The following is a 25,063-nucleotide window of genomic DNA, read 5'->3' as shown; positions in this document are numbered from 1 at the left end:
AAGGCATTCGTGTTCAATGGACTCTTCTCATGGACTTGTCGAGGTAGTAGTACGTGTCAGCTCCCTTGGTCGTCGATCTTGATGGCACCCTTATCCACAGCGACCTACTGCTAGAGTCCGGTCTGAGCTTTCTCAAGCGCCATCCCCTGAAGGCGTTGTCGCCGCTACGCTGGCTGGCCGGAGGCAAGGCGAACCTGAAAAGTCGCCTTGCCGACGTGGCACCAGTGGACGTCTCGGTACTGCCCTATAACAAGGCAGTCCTCGAGCTGATCCAACGGAAAAAGGAAGAGGGCCATCGCATCGTTCTGGCAACGGCCAGCCACCGTAGCTACGCCGAGCAGATCGCCGAACACCTCGGCCTGTTCGACCAGGTCCTGGCGACCGACGAGCACATCAACCTTTCGGCGCATCGCAAACGTGATGCGCTGGTCGCCGAATTCGGCATGCAGGGCTTCGACTACGCCGGTAACTCCAGCGATGACCTACCCGTCTGGCAGGCTGCCCGCCGCGCCTATGTGGTGAACTCCAGTGGCAAGATCAGCCAGCGTGCCCACAGCCACGGCAACGTCGAGGAAGAGCTCAAGCATGAGGTGCAGGTCGCCCGCACCTGGATCAAGGCCTTGCGCATGCACCAATGGGCGAAGAACGCCCTGATCTTCGTGCCATTGCTGGCCAGCCATCGTCTTCTGGAACCTCAGCTGTTGCTCAACGGGTTGCTGGCATTCCTCTTCTTCGGCCTGTGCGCATCGAGCGTCTACGTGCTGAACGACCTGCTGGACCTTGAAGACGACCGCCACCACGCGAGCAAATTCCGCCGGCCGTTCGCCAGCGGTGCGCTGTCGATCAAGAGCGGCCTGCTCGCGTTCCCCCTGCTGTTGCTGGCCGGATTCAGCGGTGCGCTGCTGTTGTTGCCGTGGAAGTTCAGCCTTGCGCTACTGGCCTACTACCTGCTGACACTGGCCTACTCCTTCTGGCTGAAGCGCCGAATGGCCGTGGACGTACTGGTCCTGGCGATGCTCTATACCTCGCGCATCATTGCCGGCACCTTCGCCTTCGAGGTGAAGCTGACCTTCTGGATGCTGGCGTTCTCGATGTTCATCTTCCTCAGCCTGGCGCTGGTCAAGCGCTACGCCGAGTTGCGCGATGCCAGGATGAAGGGCAAGAACCAGAAGACCCGGGGGCGCGGCTACTACCCCGATGACCTGGAAATGGTTTCCTCGCTGGGGGCATCGTCGGGCTACCTGTCGGTGATGGTGCTGGCGCTTTACATCCAGGATGGCAGCACGGCGGCGATGTACCACTATCCACAGCTGATCTGGCTGGCCTGCCCGCTGCTGCTCTACTGGATTACCCGGATCTGGATGCTGACCCACCGTGGGCTGATGCACGACGACCCTGTGGTCTTCGCCATCAAGGATCGCACCAGTCTGCTCATCGGCGCGTGCTTCGCACTGATCTTCTGGGTGGCCGCCTGATGGCCCGCCAGTTGGCTTCCTGGGGGCGTTACCCTTACGCCCCTCAGGAACTGCACCCTTGCGCCTGGCGCGATGAATTGCCGTCGCTGTTCCAGCGCCTGGCAACCGAAGGGACACTGCCCTACGGCAATGGCCGCAGCTACGGTGACAGTTGCCTAGCCGCCAGCGGCGAATTGCTGCAGACGCGCCAGATGGACCGACTGATGGCGGCCGACTGGGAGCAGGGGCTGGTCCGCGCAGAGGCGGGAATGACCCTGGCCGAGCTGCTCGCGGTCGCTATCCCCCGAGGCTGGTTCCTGCCGGTCACCCCCGGCACCAAGTTCGTGACTCTGGGCGGTGCGGTAGCCAACGACGTGCACGGCAAGAACCACCACGTCCGCGGGACCTTTGGCCGCCATGTACGCCGCTTCGCCTTGCTCCGCTCGGACCAGGCGGCCCTGTTGGAATGCAGCACCGCGGAAAACCCCGAGCTCTTCCAGGCCAGCATCGGCGGCCTTGGCCTGACCGGCGTCATCGCCTGGGTCGAGCTGCAACTGATGCCGATCGCCTCCAGCCGCATCGACAGCGTCACCGTGCGCTTCGACTCCCTGGGCGAGTTCTTCAGCCTGTCGGAGGAGTTCGACAAGACCCACGAGTACACCGTGGCCTGGATCGATTGCCTGGCCAAGGGCCACTCTGCCGGGCGCGGCGTGTTCTCGGTAGGCAATCACGCCCGGCAGGGCGCCCTCGAGGTCGATGGGCGGACGCGCCTGAGCGTGCCGCTGACTCCACCGGTCACCCTGATGAACAAGCTCAGCCTGAACTTGTTCAACAACGCCTACTTCCACCTGCACAAGCCCGGACGGCACGCAGCCCAAGGCAGCTATGACCCGTTCTTCTATCCGCTGGACAGCATCCTGCACTGGAATCGCATCTACGGACGCAAGGGTTTCCAGCAGTACCAGTGCGTCATACCGGAGTCTGCCGCCGAATCCGCCATGGCGGACATCCTGGCCAGCATCGCGGCCAGCGGCAGCGGCTCTTTCCTGGCGGTGATGAAACGTTGTGGCGACGTGCCTTCCCCGGGCCTGATGTCCTTCCCGATGCCAGGGGTGTCCCTGGCCCTCGACTTTCCCCAGCACCAGCGCCTGGAGTCGGGACTGTTCAGTCGCCTCGACCAGATCGTCAGGGCAGCAGGCGGCCGCCTCTACCCGGCGAAGGACGCGCACATGTCGGGTAGCGACTTCCGCACCTTCTATCCCGCCTGGCAGCAAGTCGAAGCACTGCGCGACCCGGCCCTTCTCTCCCTCTTCTGGAAACGTGTGACCCAAGCATGAAGAACATCCTGATCGTCGGCGCCAGCTCCGCCATCGCCACAGCCTGCGCCCGCCAATGGGCCGCCGAGCGGGCCCGTTTCTTCCTGGTGGCACGCAACGAAGAGAAACTCGGCCAGGTAGCCGACGACCTGCGCGCCCGCGGCGCCAGCGAGGTACAGACCTACGCCCTGGACATGAACGATCTGCTGGGCCACGAAGCCATGCTGGCCAGCGCCGTCGCCAGCCTCGGTAGCCTCGACATCAGCCTGATCGCCCACGGCACCCTGCCCGACCAGGCGGCCTGCCAGCAGGATGTCGACCTGGCCCTGCGCGAGTTTTCCAGCAACGGGCTGAGCGTGATCGCCCTGCTGACCCGCCTGGCCAACCGCCTGGAACAGCAACGCAACGGCAGCATTGCGGTGATCTCCTCGGTCGCCGGCGACCGTGGCCGGCCCTCGAACTATCTCTACGGCACAGCCAAGGCCGCCGTCACCACCTTCTGCGAAGGGCTACGCGCACGCCTGTTCAAGGTCGGCGTACACGTACTGACCATCAAGCCCGGCTTCGTCGACACCCCGATGACCCAGGGGCTACCGCTGCCCAAGGCACTGGTGGCGACCCCGGAGCGGGTGGCTGGCGATATCGTCCGCGCGCTGGAGAAGAAGAAGGACAGCATCTATACCCCGGCGTTCTGGGCGGGGATCATGCTGATCATCCGTAGCATCCCGGGCGTGGTGTTCAACAGGCTGTCTCTGTGAGGCGAGCGTTCCTGCGCCATGGCTGGCTCATCTGCGCCTCCCTTGCCGCCCTCACCTTGGCATCGACCATCGCCATCGAGGCCCTAAATTTCTCGCCGGTCCCCTTCTGGGACATGTGGGAAGGCTATATCGCGTTCGACATGCGCCTTTCCCAGGGAGACACCAGTGCCTGGTTCGCCCAGCACAACGAACACCGGATCATCCTGTCCCGGCTGCTGTTCTGGCTGGACATGCATCTGTTCAACGGCAGCACCCACTTCCTGATTCTCTGCAACTTCCTGCTGGCAGCCCTCGCCGCAGGGACATTCATAGCCATCGCTCGGGCCGGCTTGCCAGAGAAGGAAGCAAGGCCCCTGCGGTTTTGCATTTACGCCGCGATCATCACCCTGTGCTTTTCCTGGGTACAACACGAGAACTTCAACTGGGGCTTCCAGTCCCAGTTTTTTGCCGCGCAATCCCTGCCGTTACTGGCCTTGTTCCTACTGTGGAAGAGCCAACAGAGCAAGTGGTTATTCCCGTTTGCTTGTCTTATCGGCGTAGCCAGCGCCGGGACCATGGCGAACGGGGTGCTGGCCCTTCCATGTCTCTTGCTGCTGGCCAGCATCTTGCGATTGAGCGTGGCCAGAATCGTCACCTTGGCACTGCTGACGGCTCTGACCCTGTTCGCCTATTTCCATGGCTACCATTCCATTTCCGGCCATAGCTCCCTGTCAGCGGCACTCAGTTCACAGCCGACCAACCTGCTGCGCTATGTACTGCTGTACCTTGGCAGCCCTCTATTCCACCTTGGCGGCGGCCCACGACTGGCCATGTATGCAGGCCTGTTGATCTGCCTTAGCAGCCTGGGGTTCGCCCTGCTGGCCGCAAAAGAATGGCGCCAGCGGCCACTGGCGCTCTGCCTTGCCATCTACCTGGGCTACATAGGGGCCACTGCACTGGGTACCGCGGGCGGGCGACTGAACTTCGGCCTCGAACAAGCCCTCAGCAGTCGCTATACCACCCCGGCACTGATGGCCTGGTGCGCAGTCCTGGTGCTCTTCATACAACGCTGGCATAGCCTGCTGACGAGAAGCGCCTTGGCACAGCTGGCCGGCCTGTTCTTCCTGCTGGGTTTCCTGCCTGCCCAGTGGCACGCTTTCAAGATTGGATCTACCGAACCACAAGCCAGAATGCTGGCTGCCCTGGCCCTGGAAATGGGCGTAGAGGACAACGACACCATCCAGCACATCTATCCATCCTATCAGCAGGCAGTTGCTTTCTCCGAAGAAGCTCGGCGGCTGAACGAATCGATCTTCGCCAATGATGCGATCAAGGATGTTGGGCAATCCATCGGTCATACCCTGGACACTCACGGAACAAGCGTTTGCCAGGGCAGCATTGAGCACCTGGTAGAAATCAACGGAACTCCGGAGTACCGGCGAATAGAAGGCCGGCTGTTTTCTCCGGACGCCGGGCAGTCTCCCCGGAAGGTCTGGATAGTCGACTCCCAGGGCCTGATTGCCGGTTATGCATTGGCAAATACACCACGTCCGTATTTGGCAAAGTTGTTAAATCATCACGAGGACTGGGGTTTCACCGGTTACGTAAAGGCTTCGGCCAGCACCGGCCCGCTACGGCTGCAAGGAGAAAACCCGAGTTGCACCATCCAATCGCAGAACTGACCTCAACCAACTGATCCTTTCCTATGAATGCTCCCATGGACCAAGCACAGGCGATGCAACGGCCGTTCTCCACCTCGCTCACCGACCGAGGTAAGGTCGCCCTCTATCTGGGCGTCACTTTGGCACTGCTGGTGTTGCTGGCCCTACGCATAGGCAACCCCAACCTGATCACGGCCTCGCTCTGGGCCGAAGACGGTCGGGTATTCATCGAACAGGCAAACCGCGGCCTGGAATCGGTGTGGACCGTCTATGCGGGCTACATCCACCTGTACCCCCGCCTAGTGGCCCTGATCGCCAAGGCCGCCCCACTGCTGTCGACGCCCCTGATTTTCAATCTTGCCTGGCTCTGCGCATACCTAGCCGCGGCATGGGCACTGTTGCACTATGCCCTGCGGCATACCCGCAGCCCATTGATCGCTACCCTGCTCTGCCTGGCATTCAGTTGTACCCCGCAAACCGGTGAAACCCTATTCACCCTGACCAACTCGCAGTGGTATATCGGCACCGCGCTACTGCTCTATATGTGCCACTGGGACAGAAAGCACCTTGGCCTTGTCGGCAATCTGTTGCTGGCGGTAGCTTGTCTGACCGGACCGTTCGTCCTCCTGGGCCTGCCATTCGCACTTTATATTGCTGTGATCTCTGGCGGCCAAGCGAAGAGCCGAATCTCCTATGCAATCCTGCTGATCGGCGCCTGCATACAAGCCACGGCGCTGGCGTTGAACGGACGGCCAAACATGGCGGCCTCGTTTGACCCGAACCTGTTGCACTGGCTTCGCCCGGTCCAGGCCTACTTCTGCTTTGGCAAATCGAGCTCACTGGCCATCGTCCTGTCCCTGGGCTTTTGGACAGCGGGAATACTGGCCATCCACCATAGCTGGCGGCAATTGCATCAGAATCAGAAACACACCCTGGTCGCATTGTTCCTGGTAGTCATGACTTGCCTCCTGGCCGGTCTTAGCACCGCCAAGCACGAGCCCCAGGTTCTGAGTCCCCTGGGCGGGGGCGCACGCTACTTCCTGATCCCCTACGCGCTGAGCTTCATGGCGATTGCCGCCTGTCTGTCACGCAGCCCACGGCACGGGCTCGTGGTACTTACCACGTTCGCATTGATCTCGTACCTGCTCTTCAGCACCGTCGATAGAGGAGAACTCCAGTGGAAAGCCTACGCCCGCTTCGCGGAACAGGCCCCGGACATTTCCATCCCATTGGCTCCCAAGCTCCAGAGCTTCCCGGGCTGGAGCGCATACCCAATGCGCGCGCGCTACCCCGGCGAAAGCCATGACATAGACCTCACGCAATTGTCTCTGCGGGGCTTGCAGCGTTCGCCGGCAAGAAACGAGCTCATCTCTACCGATACGGACAATCAAGTCAGCTTCCGTCTGGACCAGTGCAAGGGCAGTCGCTACGTCGGATTGCTGGTCGACACCGAACGTCCCGGAGCGGGAGGCATCCAGGTCTACTGGGGAACTAACTACGGCTTCAGCGAGCGACACTCCCTGCAACGCTACTATCCGGCAGGACACGTGGTCGCCCAACTGGCGTTCCGCAAGTCCCGCGGAGACGATACCGTTCGTATAGACCTTTCCGAATCCCTCGGGACACTCCGATTGAACCGGATCCAGGCCTATTGCCTGGACAAGGCCCACTGACGTCAGGCATTGCCCCTATTCAAGAAACGAGGCACCACGAGTAATGCAAAGGAAAATCCTCCTCCCCGGCGGAGCCGGCCTGGTCGGCCAGAACCTGGTCGCCCAGCTCAAGGAACGCGGCTACACCAACCTGGTGATCCTCGACAAGCACCGCGCCAACCTGGACATCCTGCGCAGCCTGCACCCCGAGCTGACCATCGAGTACGCCGACCTCGCCGAAAGCGGCGACTGGGAGAAGCACTTCGAAGGCGCAGACACCGTGGTCATGCTGCAGGCCCAGATCGGTGATCCCAACCCCGAGCCCTTCGTGCGCAACAACATCACCTCGACCGAGCGCATCCTCGAACTGATCAAGCGCTACGAGATTCCCTATACCGTGCACATCAGTTCCTCGGTGGTGGAATCGGTCGCCGACGACCACTACACCAATACCAAGAAGGAACAGGAACGCATCGTCCTCGAGAGCGGGATCAGCTGCGTCGTACTGCGCCCAACCCTGATGTTCGGCTGGTTCGACCGCAAGCACCTGGGCTGGCTGTCGCGCTTCATGCAGAAGGTGCCGGTGTTCCCGATCCCCGGCGATGGCCGCTACATGCGCCAGCCGCTGTATGCCGGCGACTTCAGCAGCATCATCGTCAGCTGCATCGAGTCGCGCATCGCCGGCCAGGTGTACAACATCACCGGCCTGGAAGAGATCGACTACATCGACATCATCCGCACCATCCGCAACACCACCGGCGCCAGGTGCCTGTTGCTGAAGATTCCCTACAGGCTCTTCTACGTGCTGCTGAAGATCTGGGCCCTGTTCGACAAGAACCCGCCCTTCACCGCCGATCAGCTCAAGGCCCTGGTGGCCCGCGACGAGTTCGAAGTCATCGATTGGCCGGGTATCTTCCAGGTCCGCCCCACGCCGTTCGCCAAGGCGGTGGAGGAAACCTTCAAGCACCCCACCTACAGCAAGGTCGTACTGGAATTCTGATGAAGGACAATCAACGCATCGCCGTGCTCGGCGCAGGTCCGATGGGCCTGGCCGTCGCCTACCAACTGGTCAGGGACGGCCATCGCCCGGTGATCTTCGAGGCCGACGATCGGGTCGGCGGCATGACCGCCCACTTCGACTTCGGCGGCCTGTCGATCGAGCGCTACTACCATTTCCACTGCATCTCCGACCACGCCTTCCTCAAGGTGCTGGACGAACTCGGCCTGGCCGACAGGATGCACTGGGTGGAAACCAGAATGGGCTATTGGTACCAGGGCAAGGTGCAGCCCTGGGGCAACCCGTTCGCCCTGCTGAAATTCTCGGGCCTGAGCTTCATCGCCAAGTTCCGCTACGGCCTGCACGCCTTCCTGTCCACCAAGCGCAACGACTGGCGTCCGCTGGACCATGTCGAGGCGACCGGCTGGATCAAGCGCTGGGTGGGTGCCGAAGCCTATGAGGTACTCTGGCGCCGGCTGTTCGACTACAAGTTCTACGACTATTCGGACAACCTCTCGGCGGCCTGGATCTGGAGCCGCATCCGCCGTATCGGCCGCTCCCGCTACAACCTGTTCAAGGAGAAGCTGGGGTACCTGGAGGGGGGCTCGGAGACCTTGCTGCATGGCCTGCGCGACTACATCCAGCAACATGGCGGCGAGTTCCGCCTGGGAACGCCGGCAAGCAAGGTCGTGATCGAGAACGGCAAGGTCAGTGGCGTGGAGGCTGGTGGCGAATTGCATACCTTCGACAAGGTCGTCAGTACCATTCCGTTGCCTTATGTGCCACGACTGATGCCGGATCTGCCGACAGTGACCCTCGACGCCTTCCGCTCGGTGAAGAACATCGCCGTGGTCTGCGTCATCGCCAAGCTGCGCAAGGCGGTAACCGAGAACTTCTGGCTCAACACCAACGACCCCGAGATGGACATCCCCGGCCTGGTGGAATACAGCAACCTGCGCCCGCTGGATCAACACATCGTCTACGTCCCCTTCTACATGCCCGGTGAACATCCCAAGTTCCAGGAGCCGGACCAGGCATTTCTCGACAAGGTGAAACGCTACCTGCAGAAGATCAATCCGCAGCTCACCGACGCCGACTTCCTGGAAATGCGCGCCAGCCGCTACCGCTATGCCCAGCCCATCTGCGACCCGGGCTACCTGGAGCACCTGCCGCCAGTCGAGTTGCCGGTACGCGGCTTGTGGGCGGCGGATACTTCCTACTATTACCCGGAAGACCGCGGCATCTCGGAGAGCATCGACTTCGGCCGCAAGATGGCCAGGCAGGCAGCGGAGAAATGATCAGGCACTTCTTCTCCATGCAGTTCCTCACGTTCATCGGCGTGGGCGTCACCGCAGCGCTGGCGAACTGGTGCAGCCGCTATGCCCTCAGCAAGGAACTGAACTACTCGCTGGCGGTGCTCCTGGCCTACCTGGTCGGGATCAGCGTTGCCTTCCTGCTCAACCGACGCTTCGTCTTTCCCGGTTCGCCGCGTCCCATAGCAGCCCAGGCCAGGGAGTTCCTGCTGGTCAACATCGCCTTCATGCCGGTGGTCTGGGTGGCAGCCCTGGGCTTTCGCTACCTGTTCCGCCAGGCAGGCCTGGAGAACATCGCCGACGGCCTGGCCCACGCCATCTCCCTGGCCGTTCCGGCCTTCGCCACTTTCCTCATCTATAAATTCTTCACTTTCGGCGGGGCAAAGCAGGAAGGCGGCATCAGCAAACAGTAATGGGGAAGAGCGATCTCGGAAGCTCCTGGCGGAAATCCCGCCGAAGACCCCGACGCATAGGCGGAATCTTGCCGATACCGTCTCGATCCGCTCGCTGAAGCCCAGGCAACACGGCCACTCCAGCGCCCCTCGCCGATGGCACGGAGCTTGCGGTACACCGCCCCGGTGCCTTGCGCATCCCTCTCGCTCCGACCCCGCGTCGTGGCGCCCGGCGGGCCACAAGCCCGGCGGTGTCTCTCCGGCCATCCGGCCATGGCGCCCTTCTTCCCTGGGGGGCGCCGCCCGTGTAGCGACCCTGTGCGGGCAACGCTCGATAAGCAAGAAAGCCAGGCCCGACCACCATGTCGGGCTTTTTTCTGCCTGGCATCCGGCCCGCAATAACTTCTGACAGATTTTCCTGATGAGGGCCCCGACGCAGGAACCCATTCACACCATCAATAAAAAGCCGGACGGTCACCGAAACGCCATCCGGATTTCACATGAATCCCCTCTAAATCAGGCGATCTCGGCAAACCTCTCCTATCGTTCTTCTTCAAGCGGACCGACACCGCTGCGCAGTTGGAAACATTTGTTAGCAGGCTATTGATTTAGGTCAGGGGGTCCCCTGACAGTCGGCGCCTAATGACTACACTCTCCAACTCCTATAGGGAGATTCCGAAAATGTCGCAAGAAAGCAGCCAAAAACTACGACTTGGGGCACTAACCGCTCTGGTCGTCGGATCCATGGTCGGCGGGGTATCTTCTCTCTTCCGCAAAACATGGCCGCCAGTGCAGACGTCGGCGCCATTCTCATCGGTTGGGCCATCACCGCGGTCGGCATGCTGACCCTGGCCTTCGTCTTCCAGACCCTCGCCAACCGCAAGCCCAACCTCGACGGCGGTGTGTATGCCTACGCCAAGGCCGGTTTCGGTGACTACATGGGCTTCTCCTCGGCCTGGGGTTACTGGATCAGCGCGTGGCTGGGCAACGTCGGCTACTTCATGTTGCTGTTCAGCACCCTGGGCTACTTCTTCCCGGTCTTCGGCAAGGGCGACACCATCCCGGCGATCATCGCCGCGTCGGTGCTGCTATGGGCCCTGCACTTCCTGGTGCTGCGCGGGATCAAGGAAGCGGCGTTCATCAACACCATCACCACCATCGCCAAGATAGTGCCGCTGTTCCTGTTCATCCTGATCTGCCTGTTCGCCTTCAAGCTGGACATCTTCACTACCGACATCTGGGGCCTGAGCAATCCCGACCTGGGCAGCGTGATGAACCAGGTGCGCAACATGATGCTGGTCACCGTGTGGGTGTTCATCGGTATCGAGGGCGCGAGCATCTTCTCCTCCCGCGCGGAAAAACGCAGCGACGTCGGCAAGGCCACGGTCATCGGCTTCATCACCGTGCTGCTGCTGCTGGTGCTGGTGAACGTGCTGTCCATGGGCGTGATGACCCAGCCGGAACTGGCCAAGCTGCAGAACCCGTCGATGGCGCTGGTGCTGGAGCACGTGGTCGGCCACTGGGGCGCGGTGCTGATCAGCGTCGGCCTGTTGATCTCCCTGCTCGGTGCCCTGCTGTCCTGGGTGCTGCTGTGCGCCGAGATCATGTTCGCCGCGGCCAAGGACCACACCATGCCGGAGTTCCTGCGCAAGGAGAACGCCAACCAGGTGCCGGCCAACGCCCTGTGGCTGACCAACATCTGCGTGCAGGTCTTCCTGGTCATCGTCTTCTTCACCTCGGGCGACTCCAGCGGCATGGACCCGTACACCAAGATGCTGCTGCTCTCCACCTCGATGATCCTCATCCCGTACTTCTGGTCGGCGGCCTACGCGCTGCTGCTGACGGTGCGCGGCGAGACCTACGAGCAGGACGCGAGCGAGCGCAACAAGGACCTGATCATCGCGGGCATCTCGGTGATCTACGCCGTCTGGCTGATCTACGCCGGTGGCCTGAAATACCTGCTGCTGTCGGCGCTGCTGTACGCACCAGGCGTCATCCTCTTCGCGAAAGCGAAACGTGAAGTCGGTCAACCGATCTTCACCAACGTCGAGAAGCTCATCTTCGCAGGTGTCGTGATCGGTGCCCTGATCGCGGCCTACGGCCTCTACGACGGTTTCCTCACTCTGTGACATCACTGGAGACACTCATGAGCACGGAAAAAACCAAACTTGGCGTCCACTCCGAAGCTGGCAAATTGCGCAAAGTGATGGTCTGCTCGCCCGGTCTTGCCCACCAACGCCTGACCCCTAGCAACTGCGACGAGTTGCTGTTCGACGACGTGATCTGGGTTAACCAGGCCAAGCGCGACCACTTCGATTTCGTCACCAAGATGCGCGAGCGCGGCGTCGACGTCCTGGAAATGCACAACCTGCTGACCGAGACCGTCCAGAACCCCGAAGCGCTGAAATGGATCCTCGATCGCAAGATCACCGCCGACAGCGTCGGCCTGGGCCTGACCCAGGAGCTGCGTGCCTGGCTGGAAGGCCTCGAGCCGCGGCGACTGGCCGAATTCCTCATCGGTGGCGTGACCGCCGACGATATCCCGGAAACCGAAGGCTCCAAGCCGCTGAAAATGTTCCGCGACTACCTGGGCCACTCCAGCTTCCTGCTGCCGCCGCTGCCCAACACCCAGTTCACCCGCGACACCACTTGCTGGATCTACGGCGGCGTCACCCTGAACCCGATGTACTGGCCGGCGCGTCGCCAGGAAACCCTGCTGGCCACCGCGATCTACAAGTTCCACCCGGAATTCACCAACGCCGAATTCGAAGTCTGGTACGGCGACCCGGACAAGGACCACGGCTCCTCCACCCTCGAAGGCGGCGACGTCATGCCCATCGGCAATGGCGTGGTGCTGATCGGCATGGGCGAGCGGACTTCCCGCCAGGCCATCGGCCAGGTCGCCCAGTCGCTGTTCGCCAAGGGCGCCGCGGAGAAAGTCATAGTCGCCGGCCTGCCGAAATCCCGTGCGGCCATGCACCTGGATACCGTGTTCAGCTTCTGCGACCGCGACCTGGTCACCGTCTTCCCGGAAGTGGTCAAGGAAATCGTCGCCTTCACCCTGCGCCCGGACGAGAAGAGCCCCTACGGCATCAACGTGCAGCGCGAGGAGAAGGACTTCATCAGCGTGGTCGCCGAGGCCCTGGGCCTGAAGAAACTGCGCATCGTCGAGACCGGCGGCAACAGCTTCGCCGCCGAGCGCGAGCAGTGGGACGACGGTAACAACGTGGTCTGCGTCGAGCCCGGCGTGGTCATCGGCTACGACCGCAACACCTACACCAACACCCTGCTGCGCAAGGCCGGCGTGGAAGTCATCACCATCAGCGCCGGCGAGCTCGGCCGCGGCCGTGGCGGCGGCCACTGCATGACCTGCCCGATCATCCGCGACCCGATCGACTACTGATCGCCGAAGCCCACCCTGCCCAACGCGGCGGCCCCAGCCAGGGCCGCCCGCCCCGCCAGCCACAAGCTGTACTGACGAGGGCCGAGATTCCATCCCACAAGGAGAAAGAACATGGCTTTCAACATGCACAACCGCAACCTGCTCAGCCTGATGCACCACAGCACCCGCGAGTTGCGCTACCTGCTCGACCTGTCCCGCGACCTGAAACGCGCCAAGTACACCGGCACCGAGCAGCAACACCTCAAGGGCAACAACATCGCCCTGATCTTCGAGAAGACCTCCACCCGCACCCGCTGCGCCTTCGAGGTCGCCGCCTATGACCAGGGCGCCAATGTCACCTATATCGACCCCAATTCCTCGCAGATCGGCCACAAGGAGAGCATGAAGGACACCGCCCGGGTGCTCGGCCGCATGTACGACGCCATCGAGTACCGTGGCTTCAAGCAGGAAATCGTCGAGGAACTGGCGCAGTACGCCGGCGTGCCGGTGTTCAACGGCCTGACCGACGAATACCACCCGACGCAGATGCTGGCCGACGTGCTGACCATGCGCGAGCACAGCGACAAGCCGCTGCACGACATCGCCTACGCCTACCTGGGCGACGCCCGCAACAACATGGGCAACTCCCTGCTGCTGATCGGCGCCAAGCTCGGCATGGACGTGCGCATCGCCGCACCGAAAGCGCTGTGGCCGAGCGACGAACACGTCGCCGCCTGCAAGAAATTCGCCGAGGAAAGCGGCGCCCGCATCCTCCTCACCGAGGACCCGAAGGAAGCCGTCAAGGGCGTGGACTTCGTCCACACCGACGTCTGGGTGTCCATGGGCGAGCCGGTGGAAGCCTGGGGCGAGCGCATCAAGGAACTGCTGCCCTACCAGGTCAACATGGACATCATGAAAGCCGCCGGCAACCCGCGGGTGAAATTCATGCACTGCCTGCCGGCGTTCCACAACAGCGAGACCAAGGTCGGCCAGCAGATCGCCGCCCAGTACCCGAACCTGAAGAACGGCATCGAAGTCACCGAAGACGTCTTCGAGTCCCCCTACAACATCGCCTTCGAGCAAGCGGAAAACCGCATGCACACCATCAAGGCGATCCTCGTTTCGACCCTCGCCGACATGTGATCGACGAATGCGCATCCCGGGCCACGTCTGCTGGCCCGGGGGCGTTTTCACTCTCAGGAGGAAATGACTATGCGTATCGTCGTCGCATTGGGCGGGAACGCCCTGCTGCGTCGTGGCGAACCCATGACTGCGGACAACCAACGCGAAAACGTACGGATCGCCGCCGAACAGATCGCCAAAGTGGCGCCTGGCAATGAACTGGTGATCGCCCACGGCAACGGCCCGCAAGTGGGCCTGCTGGCCCTGCAGGGCGCCGCCTACGACAAGGTCACGCCTTACCCGCTGGACGTCCTCGGCGCCGAGACCGAGGGCATGATCGGCTACATGATCGAACAGGAAATGGGCAACCTGCTGCCCTTCGAAGTGCCCTTCGCCACCATCCTCACCCAGGTCGAGGTGGACGCCAAGGACCCGGCCTTCCAGAAACCGACCAAGCCGATCGGCCCGGTCTACGCCAGGGAAGAAGCCGAAGCCCTGGCCAAGGAGAAAGGCTGGAGCATCGCCCCGGACGGCGACAAGTTCCGCCGCGTGGTGGCCAGCCCGCGGCCCAAGCGCATCTTCGAGATCCGCCCGGTGAAATGGCTGCTGGAGAAAGGCACCATCGTCATCTGCGCCGGCGGCGGCGGCATCCCGACCATGTACGACGAGTCCGGCAAGAAGCTCTCCGGCGTCGAGGCGGTGATCGACAAGGACCTGTGCTCCTCGCTGCTGGCCCAGGAACTGGACGCCGACATCCTGATCATCGCCACCGACGTGGACGCGGCCTACATCGACTGGGGCAAGCCAACGCAGAAGGCCATCGCCCAGGCCCACCCGGACGAACTGGAACGCCTCGGCTTCGCCGCCGGCTCCATGGGCCCGAAGGTCCAGGCCGCCGCCGAATTCGCCCGCGCCACCGGCAAGGACGCGGTGATCGGCTCGCTGGAAAACATCGTGGCCATCACCCAGGGCAAATCCGGCACCCGCGTCAGCACCAGGAAGCCCGGCATCGAGTACCGCTGAGCCCGCACTGCAACCCCGCCCGGGAGCCGTCCTGGCTCCCGGCGTCTTCGCGCAGCCGCGCGAGCGCCCCCATCCATGCAAGTTCGTCGCCTTTCGCCGTCAATCCCTGGCCAAAAGCGTGACTCGACAGTCATCATCCTCGTCAGCATAAGCATTCCAATCACAGAGCCGCCGCCGGGCTTGTGCCCCCGATCCGTGATGCCGCCTTTCAGCGCCTCGCGTGCAACCTGGTCGCGCCATCCGGTCCTGTACAGGACGGGCCTATATGAAGGAGTTTGCGAGAGATGTCTCGACTACCGGTCATCGTTGGTTTTGGTGGGTATAACGCCGCGGGTCGCAGTTCCTTCCACCACGCGTTCCGCCGTACCGTCCTGGAGTCCCTGGACGCGGCCGCCCGCCAGGAAACCCTCGCCGGCCTGGCGGTGATGATGAAGCTGGTCAGGTTCGAGGACGGCCACTACCTGGACGCCGCCGACGGCGCGCGCCTGGACCTGGCCGCCATCGAGCAGCGGCATGCCGCGCAGATCCTCGGCTCCACCCTGATCCGCCGCATCGAGAAGCAGTACTTCGACGTCGATGCCGCGCACTGGCACAAGAACCTCACCCTGGAAGCCAGCGATGCCCAGCCGCTGAGCTTCACCACCACCCGCAAGCAGCTGCCCGAGCCGCTGCCGGCCAACTGGTCGGTGGAAGAGTTGGCCGACAACCAGGTGCGCGTGACCCTCCACGACAGCGTCGAGGTCAAGGTCGACAGCTACCGCGAGATGCCGGTGAAGTCCGCCGGCCAGTTGCCCACCGGCTTCGAGCCGGGCGAGCTGTACGCCTCGCGCTTCCACCCGCGCGGCCTGCAGATGGCCGTGGTGGGCGCCACCGACGCCATCCGCTCCACCGGCATCGACTGGCAGCGCATCGTCGACCGCGTGCAGCCCGACGAAATCGCCGTGTTCTCCAGCAGCATCATGAGCCAGCTCGACGACAACGGCTTCGGCGGCCTGCTGCAGTCGCGCCTGAAGGGCCACCGCGTCAGTGCCAAGCAGCTGCCGCTGGGCTTCAACAGCATGCCCACCGACTTCATCAACGCCTACGTGCTGGGCAGCGTCGGCCTCACCGGCAGCGTCACCGGCGCCTGCGCCACCTTCCTCTACAACCTGCAGAAGGGCATCGAGGCGATCACCTCCGGCCAGGCGCGGGTGGTGGTGGTGGGCAACAGCGAAGCGCCGATCACCTCGGAAATCGTCGAGGGCTACGCGGCCATGAGCGCCCTGGCCACCGAAGAAGGCCTGCGCAACATCGAAGGCCGCCCGGACGTGGACTTCCGCCGCGCCAGCCGCCCGTTCGGCGAGAACTGCGGCTTCACCCTGGCCGAATCCAGCCAGTACGTGGTGCTGATGGACGATGCCCTGGCCCTGGAGCTGGGCGCCGACATCCACGGCGCGGTGACCGACGTCTTCATCAACGCCGACGGCTTCAAGAAATCCATTTCCGCCCCCGGCCCGGGCAACTACCTGACCATGGCCAAGGCCGTGGCCGCCGCCATGCAGATCGTCGGCGAGGAAGGCGTGCGCCGCCACAGCTTCGTCCACGCCCACGGCTCCAGCACCCCGGCCAACCGCGTCACCGAGTCGGAAATCCTCGACCGCGTGGCCAAGGCCTTCGGCATCGCCGACTGGCCGGTGGCGGCGGTCAAGGCCTTCGTCGGCCACTCCCTGGCCACCGCCAGCGCCGACCAGCTGGTCTCCGCCCTGGGCACCTTCAAGTACGGCCTGCTGCCGGGCATCAAGACCGTCGAGACCTTCGCCGACGACGTCCACAAGGACCGCATCGCCCTGTCCACCAGGGACCGCAAGCGCGACGACCTCGACGTCTGCTTCATCAACTCCAAGGGCTTCGGCGGCAACAACGCCACCGGCGTGCTGCTCTCCCCGCGCCTGGCCGAGAAGATGCTGCGCAAGCGCCACGGCGCCGCCGCCTTCGACGCCTACCAGGCACGCCGCGAGCAAACCCGCGCCGCCGCCCGGCGCTACGAGGAGCAGGCACTCAAGGGCCAGTTCGACATCATCTACAACTTCGGCAACGACATGATCGACGACCGCGACATCCGCATCAGCGCCGAGGAACTGACGGTACCGGGCTTCGCCCAGCCGCTGGTGTACAGGAAGGACGAGCGCTTCGGCGACATGCTCGACTGAGGGCCGCGCCATCCCGTACCTTGGCGCGCTTCGGCCGGTTCTCGTGCACTTGTAGGAGCGCGCCCTGCGCGCGAATCGCGGGCAGGGCCCGCTCCTACGTTTCCAGGAAACACAGCTTTTCGTAGGAGCGAGCTTGCTCGCGAACACAGTCCGCCGCGGGGCTCATTCGCGAGCAAGCTCGCTCCTACGAAGAACACCTCGGCGCAACCGGCAAGACAGTTGCTCCTACGCTGTTTTCTGGGTTCCCGCGTTCGCGGGGGTATGAGGATGGTGCCTGGCTTCGACGCCGCTCAGGACAGCCCCCTCTCCCGCTTGCGGGAGAGGGTTGGGGAGAGGGCGCTCTTAAAGGGCATAGGTGTTCCCGCCAACGGCGTATAACCGCGAACGGTTATACGCCCTACGGTTGCGGGGAAGCACGATCGCAGGAGCGGACTCCGTCCGCGATCCCTAGTAGCTCCCCTGCCCCACCCCCAGCTCGAGGATGCTCGACTTCAGGTTCTCGAAGTCGTACTCGGTCAGCCCCACGTAATCCAGCACCAGGGCGCTGATGCTCTGCCACTCGTGGTCTTCCGGCTGGTTGCCCAGCACCCGGTGCGAGCCGCAGATGTGCTCGGCCATCTTGAGGATCGCCAGGAGGTTCTTCAGCTGGGTGTTGCGGCTGCTTTCCTCGCTGAATACCGAGAGCGCGTTGTGGTGGTTGGCGATGGCCTCGCAGACGTGCTCCGGCAGGCGCCAGGAGCGCGCGGTGAAGTAGCCGACCACGGCGTGGTTGGTGTTCAGCACGCGGTTCTCGGTATCCACCACGCGGCGTTCGTCGCTGGCGCTGGCGTAGGCCTCCTCCAGCACCGCCATGTAGTGCGGGAAGCGCTTGAGCATCAGCGGGATGCCGCAGTTGTGGAACAGGCCCAGGGCGTAGGCCTCGTCCACCGGCTCGTAGCCGATGCGCTTGGCCAGGGTCAGGCAGCTCATGGCCACGTCCTGGGCGGTGTCCCAGAAGCGGTTGAGGGTGACGATGGTGTCGTCGCTCATCTCGCCCTTGATCGACTGGGCGTTGATCAGGTTGATCACCGAGCGGCTGCCGAGCAGGTTGACCGCGCGCTGGATCGAGGTGATACGGTTGGCCAGGCCGAAGAACGGCGAGTTGACCAGCTTGAGCAAGGCACCGGACAACCCCGGGTCCTGGCTGATGAGCTTGGCGATGGCCTTCAGGTCAGGGTTGGGCATGACCTGTTCCATCTGCAGGTCGACCATGATCTGCGGTTGCGGCGGCACACTGATGCCCTGCAGGGTCTGGCGGATCTGTTCGGCGGAGAGTTCTTGGACCATGGGGACGGTCTGGAAAAGTTGACGGGGCGCACAGTTTACCCAGACGGAGCACTTCTGGAACTGCCGATTTAGACAGAACTTCATCGGCAGCCTCGGCACGAACTTTATGCTCGGCCGCCACGCCTGCGCGGCATCGGCAACCCCGGCGGGCAACGGTTATAATCTCGCTCTTTTTCCCGGAGCACCGCCATGACCCTGCCCAGCTTGCGTCTGAAAGCCAATGCCGAGCGCCGCCTGCGCGCCGGCCACCTGTGGGTCTACAGCAACGAAGTGGACGTCCAGGCCACCCCGCTGAACGCCTTCGCCGCCGGCGACCAGGCGATCCTCGAGATGGCCAACGGCAAGCCGCTGGGCGTGGTGGCGCTAAGCCCCAACAACCTCATCTGCGCACGCCTGGTCTCCCGCGATACCAAGCACGTTCTCGACAAGTCGCTGCTGGTTCACCGCCTCAACGTCGCCCTCAGCCTGCGCGATCGTCTCTTCGACAAGCCCTTCTACCGCCTGGTCTACGGTGACTCCGACCTGCTCCCCGGCCTGGTGGTGGACCGCTTCGGCGACGTGCTGGTGGTGCAGCTCGCCTCCGCGGCCATGGAGAAGCACCGCGACGACGTGCTCGCCGCCCTGCTGCAGGTGCTCAAGCCCAGCGCCGTGCTGTGGAAGAACGACTCCAGCGCGCGCGATGCCGAAGGCCTGGAGCGCTACGTGGAAAACGCCTACGGCGAAGTGCCCGAGTGGGTCGCCCTGGAAGAGAACGGCGTGCGCTTCGAGGCCCCGGTGCTGGCCGGGCAGAAGACCGGCTGGTTCTACGACCACCGCATGAACCGCGCGCGCCTGGCGCCCTACGTGAAAGGCAGGCGCGTGCTCGACCTGTTCAGCTACATCGGCGGCTGGGGCATCCAGGCCGCGGCCTTCGGCGCCAGCGAAGTGATGTGCGTGGACGCCTCCGGCTTCGCCCTCGACGGCGTGGAGCGCAACGCCACCCTCAACGGCCTGGCCGAGAAGGTCGCCTGCGTGGAAGGCGACGTGTTCGACGCCCTGCGCGAGCTGAAGGCCGCCGACGAGCGCTTCGACGTGGTCATCGCCGACCCGCCGGCCTTCATCAAGCGCAAGAAGGACCTGAAGAACGGCGAGGCCGCCTACCGCCGCCTCAACGAACAGGCCATGCGCCTGCTGAACAAGGACGGCATCCTGGTCAGCGCCTCCTGCTCCATGCACCTGCCCGAGGACGACCTGCAGAACATCCTGCTCGGCAGCGCCCGCCACCTGGACCGCAACCTCCAGCTGCTGGAGCGCGGCGGCCAGGGCCCGGACCATCCGGTGCACCCGGCCATCGCCGAAACCCGCTACATCAAGAGCCTGACCGTGCGGCTGCTGCCGAACGGCTGAAGCCAGCTGCAAGCTGCAAGCTGCAAGCTGCAAGCTGCAAGCAAGGATTGGCGCCCTGGCGCCGTCCACGCAAGCCAGCCCGACCGCCAGCCTTCCCCTGGCGGTCGGGGCGGGCGTAGAATCGGGGGATTCCTGCCATTTATCCCCCGGCGGACCTGTGAGCCCCCGGCCGAGCAGGCGGTGACCCCGCCACGCCCCGCGCCACCAACGCCCGTGCAACCTCATCTGCCGTTTGCATCCGGTGCGCCCGACGCTCACGATACGACTTAAAAGAGCCCGTCCGAGGTCTCGCCGGCCCGCGCCACCCGCTGCGTGCCGTCGCCATGACGACCCGGAAGGCTCCCATCGAGACCTGATTAGCCGCAGGAACCCGTCATGCCCGATTACCGCTCGAAAACCTCCACCCACGGCCGCAACATGGCCGGCGCCCGCGCCCTCTGGCGCGCCACCGGGATGAAGGACGAAGACTTCAAGAAGCCGATCATCGCCATCGCCAACTCCTTCACCCAGTTCGTGCCCGGCCACGTGCACCTGAAGGACCTGGGCCAGTTGGTCGCCCGCGAGATCGAGAAGGCCGGCGGCGTGGCCAAGGAATTCAACACCATCGCCGTGGACGACGGCATCGCCATGGGCCACGACGGCATGCTCTATTCCCTGCCGAGCCGCGAGATCATCGCCGACTCCGTGGAATACATGGTCAACGCTCACTGCGCCGACGCCATCGTCTGCATCTCCAACTGCGACAAGATCACCCCCGGCATGCTGATGGCCGCCCTGCGCCTGAACATCCCGGTGGTGTTCGTCTCCGGCGGGCCGATGGAAGCCGGCAAGACCAAGCTGGCCAGCCACGGCCTGGACCTGGTGGACGCCATGGTGGTCGCGGCGGACGACTCCTGCTCCGACGAGAAGGTCGCCGAATACGAGCGCAGCGCCTGCCCCACCTGCGGTTCCTGCTCCGGCATGTTCACCGCCAACTCGATGAACTGCCTGACCGAGGCCCTGGGCCTATCGTTGCCGGGCAATGGCTCGACCCTGGCCACCCACGCCGACCGCGAGCAGCTGTTCCTGCGCGCCGGGCGCCTGGCCGTGGAGCTGTGCCAGCGCTACTACGGCGAGGGCGACGACAGCGTGCTGCCGCGCAACGTCGCCAGCTTCAAGGCCTTCGAGAACGCCATGACCCTGGACATCGCCATGGGCGGCTCGACCAACACCATCCTGCACCTGCTGGCCGCAGCGCAAGAGGCGGAGATCGCCTTCGACCTGCGCGACATCGATCGCCTGTCGCGCAAGGTGCCGCAGCTGTGCAAGGTGGCGCCGAACATCCAGAAGTACCACATGGAAGACGTACACCGCGCCGGCGGCATCTTCTCCATCCTCGGCGAACTGGCCCGCGGCGGCCTGCTGCACACCGACGTGCCGACCGTGCACAGCCCTTCGATGAAGGACGCCATCGCCCAGTGGGACATCACCCAGACCCGCGACGAAGCCGTGCACACCTTCTTCAAGGCCGGCCCGGCCGGCATCCCCACCCAGACCGCGTTCAGCCAGAACACCCGCTGGCCGAGCCTGGACGACGACCGCGCCGAAGGCTGCATCCGCAGCGTCGAGCACGCCTACTCGGCCGAGGGCGGCCTGGCCGTGCTCTACGGCAACATCGCCCTGGACGGCTGCGTGGTGAAGACCGCCGGCGTGGACGAATCCATCCACGTGTTCGAAGGCAGCGCGAAGATCTTCGAAAGCCAGGACGCGGCGGTGAAGGGCATCCTCGCCGACGAAGTGAAGCCGGGCGACATCGTGATCATCCGCTACGAAGGCCCGAAAGGCGGCCCGGGCATGCAGGAAATGCTCTACCCCACCAGCTACCTGAAGTCCAAGGGCCTGGGCAAGCAGTGCGCCCTGCTCACCGACGGCCGCTTCTCCGGCGGCACCTCGGGCCTGTCCATCGGCCACGCCTCCCCGGAAGCCGCTGCCGGCGGCGCCATCGGCCTGGTGCAGGACGGCGACAAGGTGCTGATCGACATCCCCAACCGCAGCATCAACCTGCTGGTCAGCGACGAGGAACTGGCCGCCCGCCGCATCGAGCAGGACAAGAAGGGCTGGAAGCCGGCGCAACCGCGCGCCCGCCGCGTCAGTACCGCGCTGAAGGCTTATGCGTTGCTGGCTACCAGTGCGGATAAGGGGGCGGTGCGGAATAAGGCGTTGCTGGACGGCTGATAGGCAACTACCAATTAAAAGCCCGGCGCGAACGACTAATACCGATCAGTCAAGGAAAAACGCCGTTTCCTCTCTAGGGAAACGGCGTTTTTTGTTGGGCGTTGGGGTTAATGGTGTTGCGCCGCTTCGGCGGGCTCGGATGTTCCTCTGGAACTCCAACCTCAATCCGTAGGGCGCATAACGCGCTAGCGTTATCCGCCGTTATTCAACGGCGCCAGAGCTAATACGTTTTAAATTAACCTGCCGTACAGCCAGCAGGAATAAACTCTGCAGGCATTGCTGTACTCACAGCACACGTAAATCCCCCCGGTGTTTTAATAGAGCCATCCGTCTCATACTCGTTCACTGAGTAATTCAATGCCACCGATGCTGTAGCACCCAAGCGTCCCGGGTTGCGAATAGTGCACGTCATTCCAGTCCCTCCTACAGTGATGCCGGAACAGTTCGCAGTATTATTGGCAGGAAACCCCACACTAGCTAAGGAGGGAGTGCGCCCTGCACTCATATCCAATTCGAACTGCGCCTTGTGAGTAGCCAGATCAGCAAGTGCTGCTGCTGCCTTACTTCGAGCCACATAATCCTGATATGCTGGAATGGAGATTGCCGCCAGAATGGCAATAATCGCCACAACTATCATCAACTCAATCAGGGTAAAACCCTTCTGCAACGAACAGTATCTATTCATTTTTCAAACTCCATGAGTTATTTGTCTGTATTCACCAAGCTCTCCGGGAGACATCGGCAAAGTGAATTGAATGACTCTGGACAAGGCGAATATGTAGTCCATTTCCCCGATAGAAAGTTGAATTTTCTCTTGAACAAAGAGCCTCTGGACAGCATTCAAAAACATGACGTTCAGCGGCAGATTCTGACTACCGAACTTTCCATACCTGACAAATTTCGTCGCCCACCTCGCCAAGCCCTGCTCTATGGCACTGTGCGATCCCGCTCCCACCCCGTAAAATCCCGCTCTTTTTCCCGGACTGCCGCCATGAGCTTCCTCGAGAACCCCGTCACCGCCGACAAGGCCCAGCGCGACCTGGTCTACGGCCTGGAAGACCGCCCCGCCCTGCCCGTCACGCTGCTCGCCGCGCTGCAGCACCTGCTGGCGATCATCGTGCCCATCGTCACCCCCGGCCTGCTGATCTGCCAGGCGCTGGGCGTTTCCGCGCGGGACACCAACCTGATCGTGTCCATGTCGCTGGTCATCTCCGGCATCGCCACCTTCGTCCAGTGCAAGCGCTTCGGGCCGTTCGGCGCCGGGCTGCTGATCGTCCAGGGCACCAGCTTCAACTTCGTCGGGCCGCTGATCGCCGGCGGCGCGCTGATGGTCAAGCAGGGCACGCCGGTGGAACAGGTGATGGCGGCCATCTTCGGCGTGGTCATGGCCGGCTCCTTCGTGGAGATGGGCGTGTCGCGCATCCTGCCGTTCGTGAAGCGCCTGATCACCCCGCTGGTGACCGGCATCGTGGTGCTGATGATCGGCCTCACCCTGATCAAGGTCGGCCTGATCAGCATGGGCGGCGGCTTCTCGGCGATGGCCAACGGCACCTTCGCCAACGGCGAGAACCTGCTGCTGTCGGGCGTGGTGCTGGCGATCATCGTGGTGCTCAACCGCATCCCGGTGGTGTGGATGCGCAGCGGCGCCATCGTCATCGCCCTGGCCGTGGGCTACGTGCTGGCCGGCTACCTGGGCCGCCTGGACTTCACCGGCATGCACCAGGCCGCGCGGTTCCAGGTGCCGGTGCCGCTGCACTTCGGCCTGAGCTTCTCCTGGAGCCTGTTCATCCCCATGCTGGTGATCTACCTGGTCACCTCGCTGGAAGCCATCGGCGACGTCACCGCCACCAGCAAGGTCTCGAAGCAGCCGGTGGAAGGCCCGCTGTGGATGCAGCGGATCAAGGGCGGGGTACTGGTCAACGGCGCCAACTCGTTGCTGGCCGGCCTCTTCAACACCTTCCCCAGCTCGGTCTTCGCGCAGAACAACGGGGTGATCCAGCTGACCGGCGTGGCCAGCCGCCACATCGGCCTGTGGATCGCCGCGATGCTCATCCTCCTGGGCCTGTTCCCCAGCGTCGCGGGGGTCATCCAGGCGGTGCCCGAGCCGGTGCTCGGCGGCGCGGCCATGGTGATGTTCGGCGCGGTGGCCGCCTCGGGCATCAACATCCTCGCCAGCGTCCAGCTGGACCGCCGCGCGCTGCTGATCATCGCGGTCAGCCTGGCCCTGGGCCTGGGCGTGTCGCAGGTGCCGGAGTTCCTCGCGCACATGCCGGCGGCGCTGCGCAACGTGCTGGAATCCGGCGTCGCCACCGGCGGCATCTGCGCCCTGCTGCTGAACTGGTTCCTGCCGGAAACGCCGGCGGCCCAGGCCCGGCACTGAGCCCGCCACGACGCCACCTGCCGGTGGCGTCGTCGTTTATGCTGGGGGGCATGAGCACTCCCCTGCGCGTCGGCGTGATCGCCGACACCCACAACCTGCTGCGCCCCGAGGCCCTGGATGCCCTGCGGGGTTGCGAGCGCATCCTGCACCTGGGCGACATCGGCAAGCCGGGCATTCTCGATGCGCTACGCCAACTGGCGCCGCTGGACGTGGTGCGCGGCAACAACGACACCGAAGCCTGGGCCGCGGCGATCCCCGAGACCCTGGTCCTGGCGTTGGGCGGACTGCGCCTGTACCTGATCCACGACCTCAAGCAACTGGCCGTCGATCCGCGCGCGGAAGGCTTCGACGTGGTGCTGGCCGGGCATTCGCACAAGCCGTTGCAGGAAGTGCGCAACGGCGTGCTCTACCTGAACCCTGGCAGCGCCGGGCCGCGCCGCTTCAAGCTGCCGATCGCGCTGGCGATCCTGAGCATCGCGGACGGACAGGCCGCGGTGGAAATGATCACGCTGGGCTGAA

Annotated in this window: 18 protein-coding genes and 1 pseudogene; 17 read left to right on the top strand and 2 right to left on the bottom strand. The window is 63.7% G+C overall.

The window, feature by feature from the left end:
* The first annotated feature begins 53 nt into the window (after window positions 1-53).
* The 13 genes and pseudogenes from PKO50_RS32590 to PKO50_RS32530 all read left to right on the top strand — a co-directional run bounded on the left by PKO50_RS32590 (window position 54) and on the right by PKO50_RS32530 (window position 17,238).
* On the top strand, window positions 54-1,475 hold the full coding sequence (locus PKO50_RS32590) for a UbiA family prenyltransferase (protein ID WP_275628313.1): 1,422 nt from the start codon (window positions 54-56) through the stop codon (window positions 1,473-1,475).
* Complete coding sequence (locus PKO50_RS32585; RefSeq protein WP_275628312.1) at window positions 1,475-2,791, top strand: FAD-binding oxidoreductase; 1,317 nt, start codon at window positions 1,475-1,477, stop codon at window positions 2,789-2,791. Before PKO50_RS32590 ends, PKO50_RS32585 begins: the two co-directional genes overlap by 1 nt.
* Window positions 2,788-3,528, top strand: a complete 741-nt coding sequence (locus tag PKO50_RS32580; protein WP_275628311.1) for an SDR family oxidoreductase — start codon at window positions 2,788-2,790, stop codon at window positions 3,526-3,528. Before PKO50_RS32585 ends, PKO50_RS32580 begins: the two co-directional genes overlap by 4 nt.
* A complete protein-coding gene (locus tag PKO50_RS32575; RefSeq protein WP_275628310.1) occupies window positions 3,525-5,189 on the top strand; it encodes a hypothetical protein in 1,665 nt (554 codons plus the stop codon). Before PKO50_RS32580 ends, PKO50_RS32575 begins: the two co-directional genes overlap by 4 nt.
* 35 nt (window positions 5,190-5,224) lie before the next feature.
* Window positions 5,225-6,841: a hypothetical protein gene (locus PKO50_RS32570; protein WP_275628309.1), complete on the top strand. Its 1,617-nt coding sequence runs from the start codon at window positions 5,225-5,227 to the stop codon at window positions 6,839-6,841.
* A gap of 43 nt (window positions 6,842-6,884) precedes the next feature.
* Window positions 6,885-7,820: an NAD-dependent epimerase/dehydratase family protein gene (locus PKO50_RS32565; protein WP_275628308.1), complete on the top strand. Its 936-nt coding sequence runs from the start codon at window positions 6,885-6,887 to the stop codon at window positions 7,818-7,820.
* Window positions 7,820-9,115 carry an NAD(P)/FAD-dependent oxidoreductase gene (locus tag PKO50_RS32560; RefSeq protein WP_275628307.1) on the top strand — a complete coding sequence of 432 codons (1,296 nt, stop codon included), beginning with the start codon at window positions 7,820-7,822 and terminating at the stop codon, window positions 9,113-9,115. The genes PKO50_RS32565 and PKO50_RS32560 overlap by 1 nt, the downstream gene beginning before the upstream one ends.
* Entirely contained in the window at window positions 9,112-9,543 is a 432-nt protein-coding gene (locus tag PKO50_RS32555; RefSeq protein ID WP_109934876.1) for a GtrA family protein, read from the top strand. Before PKO50_RS32560 ends, PKO50_RS32555 begins: the two co-directional genes overlap by 4 nt.
* Before the next feature lie 660 nt (window positions 9,544-10,203).
* A pseudogene (arcD, locus tag PKO50_RS32550) lies at window positions 10,204-11,651 on the top strand (arginine-ornithine antiporter).
* A 17-nt stretch (window positions 11,652-11,668) separates the two neighbouring features.
* Window positions 11,669-12,925 carry an arginine deiminase gene (gene arcA, locus PKO50_RS32545; protein ID WP_109934878.1) on the top strand — a complete coding sequence of 419 codons (1,257 nt, stop codon included), beginning with the start codon at window positions 11,669-11,671 and terminating at the stop codon, window positions 12,923-12,925.
* 111 nt (window positions 12,926-13,036) lie between these two features.
* The gene (locus PKO50_RS32540; RefSeq protein ID WP_109934879.1) at window positions 13,037-14,047 is read left to right on the top strand and encodes an ornithine carbamoyltransferase; all 1,011 of its coding nucleotides are present in this window, start codon (window positions 13,037-13,039) and stop codon (window positions 14,045-14,047) included.
* Window positions 14,048-14,116: 69 nt separating this feature from the next.
* Window positions 14,117-15,049, top strand: a complete 933-nt coding sequence (gene arcC / locus PKO50_RS32535; RefSeq protein WP_109934880.1) for a carbamate kinase — start codon at window positions 14,117-14,119, stop codon at window positions 15,047-15,049.
* Window positions 15,050-15,333: 284 nt separating this feature from the next.
* Window positions 15,334-17,238 (top strand): beta-ketoacyl synthase, encoded by a 1,905-nt coding sequence (locus PKO50_RS32530; RefSeq protein WP_109934881.1) that lies wholly within the window; start codon window positions 15,334-15,336, stop codon window positions 17,236-17,238.
* Window positions 17,239-17,685: 447 nt separating this feature from the next.
* Here the strand turns inward: PKO50_RS32530 and PKO50_RS32525 are convergent, their stop codons facing one another.
* On the bottom strand, window positions 17,686-18,510 hold the full coding sequence (locus tag PKO50_RS32525) for an HDOD domain-containing protein (RefSeq protein ID WP_089390921.1): 825 nt from the start codon (window positions 18,508-18,510) through the stop codon (window positions 17,686-17,688).
* Window positions 18,511-18,753: 243 nt separating this feature from the next.
* Between PKO50_RS32525 and PKO50_RS32520 the strand changes: the two genes are divergently transcribed.
* Both PKO50_RS32520 and ilvD read left to right on the top strand, forming a co-directional pair.
* The gene (locus PKO50_RS32520; protein WP_275628306.1) at window positions 18,754-19,950 is read left to right on the top strand and encodes a class I SAM-dependent rRNA methyltransferase; all 1,197 of its coding nucleotides are present in this window, start codon (window positions 18,754-18,756) and stop codon (window positions 19,948-19,950) included.
* A gap of 375 nt (window positions 19,951-20,325) precedes the next feature.
* Window positions 20,326-22,164, top strand: coding sequence for a dihydroxy-acid dehydratase (ilvD, locus tag PKO50_RS32515; protein ID WP_275628305.1), 1,839 nt, complete (start codon window positions 20,326-20,328; stop codon window positions 22,162-22,164).
* Between the two features lie 235 nt (window positions 22,165-22,399).
* Here ilvD and PKO50_RS32510 read toward each other — a convergent pair whose 3' ends face one another.
* Complete coding sequence (locus PKO50_RS32510; RefSeq protein ID WP_275628304.1) at window positions 22,400-22,849, bottom strand: pilin; 450 nt, start codon at window positions 22,847-22,849, stop codon at window positions 22,400-22,402.
* A 306-nt stretch (window positions 22,850-23,155) separates the two neighbouring features.
* On the opposite strand from PKO50_RS32510, the gene PKO50_RS32505 reads away from it, so the two are divergent.
* Together PKO50_RS32505 and PKO50_RS32500 are read left to right on the top strand one after the other, a co-directional pair.
* Window positions 23,156-24,544: a uracil-xanthine permease family protein gene (locus tag PKO50_RS32505; protein ID WP_275628303.1), complete on the top strand. Its 1,389-nt coding sequence runs from the start codon at window positions 23,156-23,158 to the stop codon at window positions 24,542-24,544.
* Window positions 24,545-24,594: 50 nt separating this feature from the next.
* Window positions 24,595-25,062 carry a metallophosphoesterase family protein gene (locus PKO50_RS32500; RefSeq protein ID WP_275628302.1) on the top strand — a complete coding sequence of 156 codons (468 nt, stop codon included), beginning with the start codon at window positions 24,595-24,597 and terminating at the stop codon, window positions 25,060-25,062.
* The last annotated feature ends 1 nt before the right edge of the window (window position 25,063 follow it).

It is taken from the genome of Pseudomonas sp. 273 (assembly GCF_029201425.1).
GTDB classification, from domain to species: Bacteria; Pseudomonadota; Gammaproteobacteria; order Pseudomonadales; family Pseudomonadaceae; genus Pseudomonas; species Pseudomonas delhiensis.
The sequence above is the reverse complement of the archived record's forward strand: the minus strand, read 5'-3'. Positions and strand labels throughout refer to the sequence as shown.